Source organism: Gottfriedia sp. NPDC057991 (assembly GCF_042886615.1).
GTDB lineage: Bacteria > Bacillota > Bacilli > Bacillales > Bacillaceae_G > Gottfriedia.
Genome location: NZ_JBHVQN010000001.1, coordinates 1,173,701 through 1,186,806, shown reverse-complemented (window position 1 = coordinate 1,186,806; position 13,106 = coordinate 1,173,701). Strand labels below are relative to the sequence as shown.

The following is a 13,106-nucleotide window of genomic DNA, read 5'->3' as shown; positions in this document are numbered from 1 at the left end:
AATTATTATGAGATGAAATAATATAAGAAAGTAAGACATATAAAAGCCAATGGGGGCGATTAAATTGGCATATGTAGAACTTGATTCTCATACAAAGCTCTATTATGAAGATTACGGAGAAGGTCAAACAGTTGTTTTTGTTCATGGAGTTATGATGAGTAGTAAGTTTTTTCATAAACAAGTACCGTATTTTAGTAAAAATTATCGCGTCATTACTTTAGATTTACGAGCACATGGGAAGTCTTCAAAAGTTCAATATGGGCATACAGTAGCACAGTACGCTCGTGATTTAAAATGCTTTATAGAAAAACTAGATTTAAAGGATGTAATTTTAGTAGGCTGGTCAATGGGAGCTTTTGTATTGTGGGACTATGTTAATCAATTTGGGAGTAAAAATATTAAGGCGCTAACAGTTGTTGATCAATCTGCATCCGATTATATATGGCCAGATTGGGAGTTTGGAGCATTTGATTTTACGATTTTAAAAAATGTAATGCAGTCTATCCAAGAAGATCAGAACAAATTTAATAGCGATTTTATTTACGGTATGTATATGGATCAACCTGATCCAAAAGAACATAAATGGATATTAAAAGAAATGAATAAATTACCTGCAGCGATTGCAAGTACAATCGTATTTAATCAAACTGCTGTAGATTATCGAGATACTCTTTGTAATGTCGATATTCCAACATTAATTTGTTTTGGTAGTCATGGATTTTTTCCATTAGCTGCTGGTGAGTTTATTCAAAAAAATATAAAAGGATCGAAATTTGTTCCATTTTATAATAGTAGTCATCTTTTGTTTTTGGAAGAAACAGATAAGTTCAATCAAGAGCTAGACGAATTTTTTAAAGAAGTACAAAAATCTGGAAAAGGAAAAACAAAATCTAGAAAAAAAGAAAAAAGAAAAGCAGGAAACTAAATGATGAACAAGGAATGCAGGATTTAGGCGTTAAAGGATTGAAAAATTTTGTTTTCAATTCTTGCCCTACCTGCTTTTCTTGTTTTCATGCTTCCTGCCATTAACTTCACTTAAACCAACCTTTTTCTTTTGATTGTTTTATAGCTTCGATTCTATTTTTAACTTCTAATTTGTCTAAAATCATAGATATATAATTTCTCACTGTTCCTGTTTTTAGACTCAATTCATCCGCAATTTCTTGTGTGTTTTTACCATCGGCTACTAGCTCTAAAACTTCTTTTTCTCGGTCTGTTAACGGATTTTCCTCGGCGTATACATCATCCATAAGTTCCGGAGCATAGATTCTCTTCCCGGCAATAATACTTCTTATTGAGCTTGCTAATTCTTCACTTGGACTATCCTTTAATAAATAACCTTTTACACCTGCTTTTAATGCTCTTTGAAAATAACCAGATCTAGCGAAAGTTGTTAATATAATAACTTTACAATCGAAAGCCTTTAATTCTTCTGCAGCCTCAAGTCCAGTTTTACCAGGCATTTCAATATCCATTATACAAATGTCAGGTTGTAATTGCTTGACTAGTTTAACTGCTTCTTCTCCGTTTGATGCTTGACCAACAACTTCCATATCATCTTCAAGATTAAGTAAAGAACCAAGAGCACCTAATAGCATTCGTTGGTCTTCAGCAATTACGATCCTAATCATTCTAGTTCCTCCACTTCAATTTGTTTTACATCGATTGGAACTTTCATAATTAAAGTCATTCCGTTTTCACAGTTTACCTCTAACGTTCCATTCACAAATTCGAGTCGTTCCTTCATTCCAATTAACCCATAACCGGTTGTAAATTTTTCCGAATTACAACCAACTCCATTATCTATAACCGAAAAAATTATTTCATTTTTCATTTGATTAATTGTTATTCTACATATTGTGGCTTTACTATGTTTTACAACATTAGTTACAGCTTCCTTTAAGCACATACTCACAATATTTTCTGTCAGTAAGGATACATTTGTAAGTTGAAAGTTATCGTTACATTCAACTGTAATTTCAGCGGCATGTAGAATTTGCTTGATCCTTATTAGTTCATCTTTAATTCGAATCCCTCTCATTTGAGAAACTATTTTTCGTACCTCATTTAAAGCTGTTCTGGCCGTTTGTTGTACATCCCTTAATTCATTTTGAGCTAAATCTGGATCCTTTGTGATTAACTTTCTAGCTAAATCACTTTTTAAGCCAATCAATGAAAGCTTTTGACCGAGCGTATCATGTAAATCACGTGCAATTCGTTGACGTTCTTCTAGTTTTACAAGATCGGAAATACGTTTATTAGCATCTACTAGCTTTTCTTCCAATTGACCTCTTTCATTTCGACTGTAAAGACTAAATGGTAACAAAATAACGCTAATCCAAGTAATGATAATAAATGGAAGCTGCTTAATGATTAATTCTTCTTGAAGGATAATCGTGATGTTGATTGAAATTGTAGTAATAACTAAATGAAGGATATATAAAGTTAAAAATGTAACTCTATTTTTTCTCTTTCCAATCATATAGGCTATAAAAAAAGCAAAATATACATAACTAAAAAGTATATTCATTGAAGTGGAAATGATGATTAAGATTGATGACCATAAAAAAATTGACCATCCTTTTGATATGTATGCCAATCGATAGATTATAAAAAATGATATTGTTAGTAAAATTCCTATTATGATTCTTAAAGTGGAATGTGCAGAAAGAAAAATAAAATAAAATGGCGAAATACCTAAAACTGTCCAAATATATGGTGAGATTCCTGTACTTTTTAGGAAGCCTAAATATCTTTTAAACATAAATTTACCTCATTATTCAAACATTTTGTGACGTTCTTTAACAATCTTATCATATTTAAGTAAAGTTAATCTTTATAAAAATGTAAATTAAATACATCAAAAGTTCAGACAGAGTCTGAACTTTCGCGATTTACTTTATAGATTGATTTGATATCTTTAAATCCTACAAATTGCTTTGTATCTTCATTCCATAATTTGAATTTTAAAGATGTAAAACTTGTTTTTAGTGTAATCGTCGGTACATTTTGTAATGGTAGCGTATTATTATGAACAGACTCTAAATTATAATTTGGTACTCGTGGACTTAAATGATGAACATGGTGATAACCAATATTACCAGTAATCCATTGCAATAATTTTGGAAGTTTATAAAAAGAACTTCCTTCAACCGCTGCTTTTACATATTCCCAATTCGAATCTTCTTCAAAATAAGTGTCTTCAAATTGATGCTGTACATAGAAAAGCCAAATTCCTAATACTGCCGAAATGAAAAAGATCGGACCTTCCACTAATAAATAATTTTCCCAACCAATTGTAACGCAAAATAATGCTGAAACCCCAACAATTAAAATATTAGTTAAATAGGTATTTAATCTTTCTTTTAATTTTGCATTTTTCGTATTGAATCGATTTGTAATTAACACGATATAAATTGGACCTAAACCAAACATGATTAATGGATTACGGTATAGGCGATATTGTACTTTTGTCCAGAACGACGCTTCCACGTATTCTTCAACTGTTAAAACCCACATATCTCCAATCCCGCGCTTATCTAAGTTACCACTTGTCGCATGGTGGATTGAATGACTGTGCTTCCACTGGCTGAAAGGAAATAAAGTAACAACGCCAGTAATTGTGCCAAGAACTTTATTTGCTGTTTTATTCTTAAAAAATGATTGATGACAACAATCATGGAAGATGATAAATATCCTTATTAAGAATAGTGCTGCAGCAATATCAATAAAGATCGTTAATACTACTGAAATAGAAATACTTTTATAGGCTAAATACCACAAAAAGATAAATGGAATAAAAGTATTGATCAATTGCCAAATACTTGCTTTTAAATTTGATTTTTCATAAGGAATAATTTGCTTTCGTAAACTCTTTTGATTTTCTTTTGACATTTAGAAGTTCCTTCCTAATGTTGTAACTTTTCATTATTATATTATCCTAATTATATAAGTTAATTTCCCCAGTGGTAGTAGCAAGCGTCATATGAAAAAGATGACAAATGTCATATTAAATAAAACGTTTACTTTCAATATCGAATTTATAAAAACACATTTATTAGAATGTTTAATTTCTTGGTAAATATGATAGTTTTTTCATAAAAAAAAAGTAATACTCAAATAGTATTACTTTTTATCAGTTAGAACTCCATAATTTAAATGATTTTTATGGTGTTGCCACTTTTTTATTCTTTTTATTTTACCAAAAGGTTTAAAATACGTAATAAATGTCATGAATGCTAAGCAACTTAAGTTAAATATTCCAGTTATAATAATTGAGAGCCAAGTTGACTCAAATTTATTTTCATTAAGTGCATTTACCCCTAGTCTTTCTGCGGTTTTTACTAAATACGCGAACCAATCATTAATCAAAAAGATTCCAATCAGAATAATTAAAACAGTTAGTACGAGTTTTATAACTACCCAATAATACTTTACTAATCCCCACTGAGTCCAAATTGAAAGTAAAATCCCTGTAACTAAAGTTGCAAGTGCAGGATATTTTAGTAAATTTTCATCAATGATATGCATACTCGATAATGTATAAAAAAGTTGCTCTGAGTTTTGCGCATTTTTCAAATATAATCCTAATATTATTAAACTTAATGTACCTCCAAACCAAGCACATACCGCTAAAACATGTACACTAACTAATATATTTTTTTTCGTTAAATTTATTTTCTTTTTAGCCACTATTCTATTCCCTCCGTTTTTATAAATTTTATACTTTTCATCATAGTGGCTAGATATAAAACTACTATTATCAATTTCTTAAATAATTCTTAAATCATCTTTGCTACGAAATTGCCTATTGATTTACGACTAGGATTTTTTCTTAACTTTTTTGTTCAAATGAAAATTACCTATTCTTTTTAAAGATGATACAATTTATACATTAATTAACAGAAATAACAAGATAAGAAAAGGACTTGTATGAATATGAGGATAACTGACAAATTTGTGTTTTTTTGGGGAAACGATGATATTTACTCAAACTTTTATTATTACCCATTCAAACATCAAGGTATAGATTTCAAATGGTCAGAGCAAGCAATTATGTATCGAAAAGCAAATTTATTTGGTGCTAATAATATTGCTGATCGAATACTAAAAGCCCAGACACCTAAGCAATGTAAAGATTTAGGGAGAAGCAATGAAATACCGTTCGATGAAAAAGTTTGGATAGCAAATCGTGAAATAATTTATGGGGATGTTTTATTTGATAAATTTTCTAACACCATACTAAAATCTAAAATACTAGCAACGGGTAATAAAATTTTAGTTGAAGCTAGTCCTTTTGATAAGATTTGGGGAATTGGTATAGCGAAAACGATAAACGTGCAGAAAATCCTAAAAAGTGGAAAGGGCTAAATCTACTTGGGAAAGTTTTAATGGAAGTTCGAAGCAAATTAAAATAATGCAACAAACTTCAATTATAGACCGTGATAAACCATCTAATTTTATGGTTTATTGCATTTTGTCAAATTGCTTTAAAAAGCCTCATCAAACACTCACAAATTTATTTTGTAAAGATCACCAAAGTAGGTTAATAAAAAAGAGCCATCCCTTAAGTCAGCACAACTAACTTACCGGATCACCCTTAATTAGATTAATGATTAAGTTTAATCTTTAAATCGATATCCCGCTCCCCATATCGTCTCAATATAATTTGGGTTGGATGGGTCAACTTCTATTTTTTCACGGATTTTACGGATATGAACAGTTACAGTCGAAATATCTCCGACAGTTTCAAATCCCCAAATTCGATCAAATAATAATTCTTTACTAAATACTTTATTTGGATTTGAAGCAAGAAAGGTAAGTAAGTTAAACTCCTTCGTAGTGAATATTTTTTCTTCTCCATTAACAAGAACCTTTCTAGAATCCTTTTGAATCGTAAGTCCCCTTACTTGGAGTTCTTCTTCATTAATTTGACCTTTATTTGCTAAACGTTGATACCTTGAAAGATGAGCTTTGACTCTGGCTATTAATTCACTTGGACTAAATGGTTTTACGATAAAATCATCTGCCCCTAGACCAAATCCCCTAATTTTATCAATATCTTCTGTTTTAGCTGAAACAATTAAGATTGGGATGTCTTTACTCTCTCGAATTTTTTTACATATTTCAAATCCATTTAATTCTGGCAACATTAAGTCGAGTATGATTAAGTCATATTCCTTTGATAAAGCTTTTTGAAGTCCGCTTTTTCCATTAGATTCTATCTCAACTTCAAAATCATTTATTTCTAAATAATCTCTTTGTAATAATGCGATACTTTGATCATCTTCAATAATAAAAACCTTTTTCATTTTGTCACCTTTGATATTGAATTCTTATTTAATGAAAGAAAAATGTTTGTATATTCACCAATTTGACTTTCTGCCCATACTTCTCCACCGTGCTCTTCTATGATTCTTTTTGCAATAGCCAGCCCTAATCCAGTCCCACCTGTTGATAGATTTCTTGATGGATCGGCTCGGTAAAAACGATCAAAAATAAACGGAAGCGCCTCTTTCGAAATTCCCTTACCGTTATCATGAAATTTTATCGTTATTTTTTCTTTGCCATCTATTAATTTTATGCTAATTCGTTTTTCATCTTTATCCATGTACTTCAAACTATTTTGAATGATATTTGTCATTACACGTTTGAATTGTTCCCGGTCTATCAGAACGATACTATTTTCTCGATCCACATCCTCACTATAAGTAATACTTACGTTTATTGGTTCTAAATCAAATTTTAACTCATCGATTCGATCGACTAAATAATCATGAATATTTACTTCTTCAAAATGAAATGGTACTCGTTTTAAATCTAATTTCGAATAAAGGAATAGTTCATTAATCAATTGATCCATATCCAAGGTTTTCAGATAAATTGTTTCAATATACCGACCCATTTTTTCTGGTGTATTCGCCACGCCATCTTTAATTCCTTCAATATAGCCCTTTATTGACGTAATTGGTGTCTTCAGATCATGTGAAATATTCGCAATTAATTCCTTACGATTTTCTTCGTATTTTTTCTGTATTTCAGCTGACTCTTTTAAATTTCTCCTCATTAATTCAAAGCTAATTGCTAATTGACCAAGTTCATCTTTGTTTATTGGTTTAACTTCAAAATTTAAATTTCCTTCACTGATTTGTTTAGCAGCATTTGTAAGATTTTTTACTGGTCTTAGTATACTTCTTGAAACAAAATATGATAGCACTCCATTTGTAATTGCAAAAATAGGTACAATGATTCCGAAACGGAAAAAATAAAACGAATGTGGAGGATGACCATTAAATTTAGGTTCAAAAACTTTATAGTAAAACACACCGAGCATAATCTCAATGAGGATAAAGGAAATAATTGGAATAACAATCATAGCAATATTAGATAAGATTAACCGTTTTCGAATCGACAAAATATACTCCAACTTTCAGGCGAATGATGAATTATTACTTTTTTACATTTTAATTATTTGTTTGTGGCAAAGTATAATTCAGAAATATTAATTACCTATTATTAAATTCTTAAATAATTCTTAAATTTTATACTTCCATCTTCGAAGAAAACTATATTTAGGTAAAAAAACAAGTGTGACACATACAAGCGCCACACTCCACATTAAAATAATGATATGTTACTTTTCTACAGGCTACCAATAAAATTCATTTTATCTACTTCCATCGAATCGAAAGCACCATCGATTAGTTTTCGAACATCTTGTAAAGTATTTTGTAAATTAACAGATGCCCCTTTTGTACCCGTGAATTCTTCTGCTACGAAAAATGGTTGAGTTAAATATGCTTCTAATAATTCACCACGTTTAAATGTCAATTTTTCATTTTCAGGTAGTGAATCAATTCCATGTACTGCTACTAGTGATCTTAACTCTCGATATCTACGTAGTAATTTTTGAGCTGCTTTTTGTACTTGGTTGTGGGTTTGGTCTGGTTGATTATCTTCTAAAACTGTAGATGTTGAATGAATAGGATTAATTGCAGGGTATTTATGTCTGAACGCTAAGTCTGCATCAAATTGCCATAATGTTTCTAATGGTCCGTATGGGAAATCTTCGTCCACTGCTTCCCCTTTTAAATCAACTAAAAAAGTAGTTACATCTTCAATACCGATATCTGCTAATTTTTGTTGTAGACGGTTAATATCACCGGTAATGACGTTTGAACGATCCGCTGCAAAAGCAAACTCTACGTTTTTTCCCGCTTTTGCGATTGCTTCATATACTTCATCAATTGAATGACAGACTAAATTTACATCATCTAAAATATCATTGATTTCTGGATGCTCACCTTCTGGTTTTAACAAAATCGTAAAATATGAATCATTCTTTAATTTATATAAAATTTCTGCTAATACAACTAGTTGACCCATGCCTGGTCTTGCAACCAACCCGACCGTACCACCTTTTACTAATGGAGCAAATAAATCAAGCGTTTTTATACCCGTTTCAATCATCTCAATCTTCTCCCCTCTAATGATCAGTTCATCCAATGTACATTCTGCTAATGCAGCTAATGCGACTAGTGTTCTTACTTCTGAGCGACCAATTGGAATTTTTCCAGTACATAAGTTTGAAACAGTTGCTGGTCGAAGTCCAACAGTTTTCGCAGAAGTAGTCAAGTTCGGTACTCTACGACGTAATAATGCGACATTCAAGCGTAAATTTTCCATTTTTCTCCTCCTTTACATTCAATTTATTCGAATTTACAGAATTACGCAAGTATTTCTTTACTTTTAAAAGTAATTTTTTTACTCCATAAAGTAAAAATAGGTATTTTCCACTAAAAATGTTTTTGTTTTCGAAAATTAACTGGTTTTTTTGGGATGATTAGGTTTAGTAGAATTTCCTATCTATGAACATTAAAAAAAGAGAAGGGGATCAATCTTCTCTTTGATGTGTTTCTTAATAAAATTGTCATGCTCAAAACCAACATAATAATGATCTTCTTTCCATATGGCAAACTTCCCTTGTTGATATGGATATTTAACTATCAGCCCAAACAAAAAACATTAAATTTCATACTTTAATAATGATTAAACTAAAAAGGAGTTGATAAAATGAACTTTTTCCCTCAATTTAGGACATTTCCAGGCTTTCCAGGACAACCGGGCGGGTTTCCAGGGCAACCAGGTGGATTTCCAGGATTTCCGGGACAACCGGGTGGCGGAGGTCAAGGTCAATCTCAAGGTCAACCGACTGCACCACCACCTTCATTCACACCACAAATGTCTCAAGCTACAGCATTTGCAGTAGATCCAGGTGCAATCGCTGGTTGTCGATTTAGAAATACTTATGTATGGTTGAATAATGGAGAACAATTTTGGTACTTTCCAACCTTCGTCGGAAGAACCTCAGTTGCAGGTTGGAGATGGATTGGCTGGAGATGGATATTTTTTGGAATCGATACCCATCGAATTAGATCGTTTACGTGCTTCTAAAAACTATAGCTACTTTAACAAAAAGCCTTGTGATTACATATCACAAGGCTTTTTTAACGTAAGACATTTCCAAATTACTAGAATATACGTTTACTTGATTTCTACCATTCACTTTTGCCATGTACAGAGCTTTGTCGGCAAAAATTATGCCATTTACTATGTCAATTGAATCATTTGGCACTATATTTACCAACCCAATACTAACACTTACAGATGGGGAAATTAATGAATTTTCATTCGGAATCTTTAAATCTACTATTACATTTCAATTGGATTGTGGTGCGTCTGCTTTTAAATTTACAATTCTACTACTAGTACGTGTATAAATAGAGCCTTTAAAATTGTTATTTTCAGTTCTATTTAATAAATAAGCCCATCATTAAAGTATTACAGTATTTTCCATCTATATAAGTATCTTCTTTCATTACCCCTTCAATTTCAAATCCTAAATTTTTATACAATTGAATGGCTTTAAGATTATCTTCATTCGTAACTAATTGAATTTTTCTAGTTAGATCATTTTGTTTAGCCCAATCAATTAATGATTGCATCAATAACTTCCCTAAACTTAATCCCCAATATTCTTTTTTTATTACAATGCCTAGCGTACCAACATGCTTTGTACGTTCCTTTTGACTGGAATTGATCGAACCGATACTTATTATTTGATCATTGATTGTACCTAATAATATAATTGAATTTTTTTCATTGAAGGTATCTTCTAAAAATGTCTGATATTCTGCTTCATTTCTTTTAAACTCATTGCCTCCAAATGATAAAAAGTTCGTTTCTCCACCTACGATGTTATAAAAATCTATAATTGATTTAGCATCAGTTCCTGTTGCTTGACGAACTTTTACTATTTCTCTATTTTTTAATTTTAATTCGAACATTTTACGACTCCTCTACAAATTAAAAATAGCTACATAAGCAGCCATTTCAGACTGTTGACAAACGCTCGCTTTCTTCGTTGCTTCGCCTGTCTGCGGTGCTCATTACCGTCTAAGGTAACTCCGCTCCTCACCAGACTTCGCGCTTCGAAAGACAAGCGCTTGCAATCAGTCTGAAATCCAAGTTTTTTGTACTTTGTCTACACACTGAAATAGCTGCATAAGCAGCTATTTTAACATTTAAATATTATTAAACTAATATTCTATTTACATTTTATCATATAACATTTAAAAATCCATTTTATTCTCGACAATCTTTCTTTTCACACTAGTAAGAACAACTAAAAGCGCCCCACCTAGAACAATAGTCCCACCTACCACTTGAAGTAAACTCATATTTTCATGAAATAGAATGGTTGAAAATGTGATTGTCACTACTGGCTCAACCATACTTAATACTGCCCCTTTTGTTGGTCCTATTCGTTTTACACCAGCAAAAAATGCACCCATTGATATAACACTTGAAATAATTGAAATACCTAAAATTGAAATCCAACCAATCAATTTAAAATGAATGTGAATCGTGCTTGTCGATACGCCAACTAGTAAAAATGAAATGCTTGCAAATAAAGAAATATATGCACTTGTTACTAATGGAGGGACATGCATCGAAACCCTGCCACCAACAATTATGTATATTGAGTAAACGATTGCTGCTGCTAATGCTAATATGATTCCGAATGGATTTATATGTTCTGCAGGAGCCCCCAACACTAGTACAATTCCGACCAACGATAATAAAATTGATATCGTTATATTTTTTGTTAATTGCTCTTTGTTTACTAAAAATGATAGAATTGCTACAAAAATGGGGTATAAATAGAGAATTAATGCTGCTAATGAAGCAGGAATGTATTTTACTGAGCTGAAATAAAAACTTGATTGAAGCATATACAATACTCCACCTAGTAAAACAAATAATACTAATTGTTTTTTCGTAATTTTAACTAATTTTTTACTAACTACTAAGTAACTAAAGAACATAATTGTCGCAAATGTAAACCTTAAAAATAATAATGTATTAACACTTACATTTTGACCATAAGCATAAAGCGCAAAAATAGGCATTAATCCAAAGGCTATTGCAGATATTAAAATTAATAAATAACCGAAATACAAAACATTTTCCCCCTTTCTATTTCACTTGTCAGAATATTATAATTATTAGATAACAGTTTAACATAAAACTCTACCTCAATCTCTAACCATTTACAATGTGTACATAAAAATTATGAAAGTCATATTGATTCAATAATAATTTTAAGGGAGTGATGAAAGTGGAATTATTGGGAATTCATCATGTTTCACTACTTACTACAAAGGCTGAAAAAAATTACGAGTTTTACACAAAGGTTTTAGGAATGAGACTTGTTAAGAAAACTGTAAATCAAGATAACACTTCCAGTTATCACTTGTTTTATGGTGATGCAAAAGCAAATCCTGGGACAGAAATAACATTTTTCGATATCCCTAATCTAGGAAATACATATCCTGGTCACTCGATCATATCTTCAACTTCCTTAAGAGTAGCCACAACTGACTCACTACATTATTGGAAAAATCGCTTTAAAGAACTTAATATTTCACATGATGAAATAATTAAAAGAGCAAATCGAGATACACTCGCATTTCAAGATTATGAAGGTACAAGATTAATTTTAGTAGCTGATAATGGTGAAAGAGGTGTTTCACCGGGTACTCCTTGGAATAAATCAGATATCCCAACCGAACATGGAATTCTTGGCTTAGGTCCAGTGACACTTACTGTAAAAGATTCGATTCCTACTAGTAAAACTTTAACGGATGTTTTAGGTTTTAGACTTGTTGGCACTTACCCTTCTACAGAAGGGAATTTTGCAAGTATAGCAGTTTACGAAACCGGATTAGGTGGTGCTGGAGCAGAAGTTCACTTGGAAGTAAGACCAGACTTACCGAGAGCTAGACCTGGGCGTGGAAGTGTACATCATGTTGCTTTTAGAGTACCGAACATCGAAGAATATAATAAATGGGCCGACAAATTAAATTCACTTGGGATTACGAATTCAGGAAAAATAGAACGCTATTATTTTAAAGCGCTCTATTTTAGAGAACCAAATCATATTTTATTCGAATTATCAACTGATACCCCTGGATTTGATGTTGATGAAAATATTGATACATTAGGTGAACGTTTAGCATTGCCTCCATTTCTTGAGCCTAAACGTGCTGAAATCGAAGCAAGTTTACGTCCATTAGACTTTAATGAAAATTAAGAAGTTAGAGGGTTTCGAAAAAAGTATTACACTATGGGAACTCTCTTTTTTTACGGCAAATACGGATGAACTGCAAATAAAATCCGGAAATCGCAAATAAAGTACGCAAATCTGCAATTTAAAATTGAAAACTGCAATTAAATCCAAGTGTATCGCAAATAAAATTAATAATTACCTATACCAGTAAGAGTATTCAGGGCTAATAATTGTCCAATAGCAGAGACTTTTAAATAGAAAACTACTAATATTGTCTAACACATACTAAATCGTACAAAAAACTTCTAATCATCATAAATAAAGAACCGTTTTTTTAACTACAGATGAAAAGTACTATTGAGATACCCCCACTACTTAGATCAACATAACTCAAGTAAAGATATATTATGTTCCCAAAGTGTTCGCATATTCTATTTAAAACCTATTGAAAAAAGAGGCGCCTTTTGTGTCAGTT

General features: G+C 31.4%; 13 protein-coding genes. 4 read left to right on the top strand and 9 right to left on the bottom strand.

Going from position 1 to position 13,106, the window contains the following annotated elements:
• Window positions 1-64 precede the first annotated feature (64 nt).
• Window positions 65-925, top strand: coding sequence for an alpha/beta fold hydrolase (locus ACFVR2_RS06015; protein ID WP_387359775.1), 861 nt, complete (start codon window positions 65-67; stop codon window positions 923-925).
• A 106-nt stretch (window positions 926-1,031) separates the two neighbouring features.
• On the opposite strand, the gene ACFVR2_RS06010 is transcribed toward ACFVR2_RS06015, so the two are convergent.
• From ACFVR2_RS06010 to ACFVR2_RS05995, 4 genes are all read right to left on the bottom strand, one after another.
• Window positions 1,032-1,631 carry a response regulator gene (locus ACFVR2_RS06010; protein WP_335415993.1) on the bottom strand — a complete coding sequence of 200 codons (600 nt, stop codon included), beginning with the start codon at window positions 1,629-1,631 and terminating at the stop codon, window positions 1,032-1,034.
• Window positions 1,628-2,764 (bottom strand): sensor histidine kinase, encoded by a 1,137-nt coding sequence (locus ACFVR2_RS06005; RefSeq protein WP_387359772.1) that lies wholly within the window; start codon window positions 2,762-2,764, stop codon window positions 1,628-1,630. The genes ACFVR2_RS06010 and ACFVR2_RS06005 overlap by 4 nt, the downstream gene beginning before the upstream one ends.
• Window positions 2,765-2,868: 104 nt before the next feature.
• Complete coding sequence (gene desA / locus ACFVR2_RS06000) at window positions 2,869-3,894, bottom strand: Delta(5) desaturase DesA (protein ID WP_387359770.1); 1,026 nt, start codon at window positions 3,892-3,894, stop codon at window positions 2,869-2,871.
• A 231-nt stretch (window positions 3,895-4,125) separates the two neighbouring features.
• Window positions 4,126-4,692, bottom strand: a complete 567-nt coding sequence (locus ACFVR2_RS05995; RefSeq protein ID WP_387359768.1) for a hypothetical protein — start codon at window positions 4,690-4,692, stop codon at window positions 4,126-4,128.
• A 267-nt stretch (window positions 4,693-4,959) separates the two neighbouring features.
• On the opposite strand from ACFVR2_RS05995, the gene ACFVR2_RS05990 reads away from it, so the two are divergent.
• Window positions 4,960-5,370, top strand: coding sequence for a riboflavin biosynthesis intermediates N-glycosidase (locus ACFVR2_RS05990; protein ID WP_387359766.1), 411 nt, complete (start codon window positions 4,960-4,962; stop codon window positions 5,368-5,370).
• Between the two features lie 251 nt (window positions 5,371-5,621).
• On the opposite strand, the gene ACFVR2_RS05985 is transcribed toward ACFVR2_RS05990, so the two are convergent.
• The 3 genes from ACFVR2_RS05985 to ACFVR2_RS05975 form a co-directional block, all read right to left on the bottom strand.
• Window positions 5,622-6,311 carry a response regulator transcription factor gene (locus ACFVR2_RS05985; RefSeq protein WP_387359764.1) on the bottom strand — a complete coding sequence of 230 codons (690 nt, stop codon included), beginning with the start codon at window positions 6,309-6,311 and terminating at the stop codon, window positions 5,622-5,624.
• Window positions 6,308-7,414, bottom strand: a complete 1,107-nt coding sequence (locus tag ACFVR2_RS05980; RefSeq protein WP_387359762.1) for a sensor histidine kinase — start codon at window positions 7,412-7,414, stop codon at window positions 6,308-6,310. The genes ACFVR2_RS05985 and ACFVR2_RS05980 overlap by 4 nt, the downstream gene beginning before the upstream one ends.
• 227 nt (window positions 7,415-7,641) lie before the next feature.
• Window positions 7,642-8,685 (bottom strand): ATP synthase beta subunit C-terminal domain-containing protein, encoded by a 1,044-nt coding sequence (locus ACFVR2_RS05975; RefSeq protein WP_387359760.1) that lies wholly within the window; start codon window positions 8,683-8,685, stop codon window positions 7,642-7,644.
• A 387-nt stretch (window positions 8,686-9,072) separates the two neighbouring features.
• Between ACFVR2_RS05975 and ACFVR2_RS05970 the strand changes: the two genes are divergently transcribed.
• On the top strand, window positions 9,073-9,453 hold the full coding sequence (locus tag ACFVR2_RS05970; protein ID WP_387359758.1) for a collagen-like protein: 381 nt from the start codon (window positions 9,073-9,075) through the stop codon (window positions 9,451-9,453).
• Between the two features lie 356 nt (window positions 9,454-9,809).
• Here ACFVR2_RS05970 and ACFVR2_RS05965 read toward each other — a convergent pair whose 3' ends face one another.
• Both ACFVR2_RS05965 and ACFVR2_RS05960 read right to left on the bottom strand, forming a co-directional pair.
• Window positions 9,810-10,346, bottom strand: coding sequence for a GNAT family N-acetyltransferase (locus ACFVR2_RS05965; RefSeq protein WP_387359756.1), 537 nt, complete (start codon window positions 10,344-10,346; stop codon window positions 9,810-9,812).
• A 285-nt stretch (window positions 10,347-10,631) separates the two neighbouring features.
• Window positions 10,632-11,522, bottom strand: a complete 891-nt coding sequence (locus ACFVR2_RS05960; protein ID WP_387359754.1) for a DMT family transporter — start codon at window positions 11,520-11,522, stop codon at window positions 10,632-10,634.
• 158 nt (window positions 11,523-11,680) lie between these two features.
• Between ACFVR2_RS05960 and ACFVR2_RS05955 the strand changes: the two genes are divergently transcribed.
• Window positions 11,681-12,655: a ring-cleaving dioxygenase gene (locus tag ACFVR2_RS05955; protein WP_387359752.1), complete on the top strand. Its 975-nt coding sequence runs from the start codon at window positions 11,681-11,683 to the stop codon at window positions 12,653-12,655.
• Window positions 12,656-13,106 lie beyond the last annotated feature (451 nt).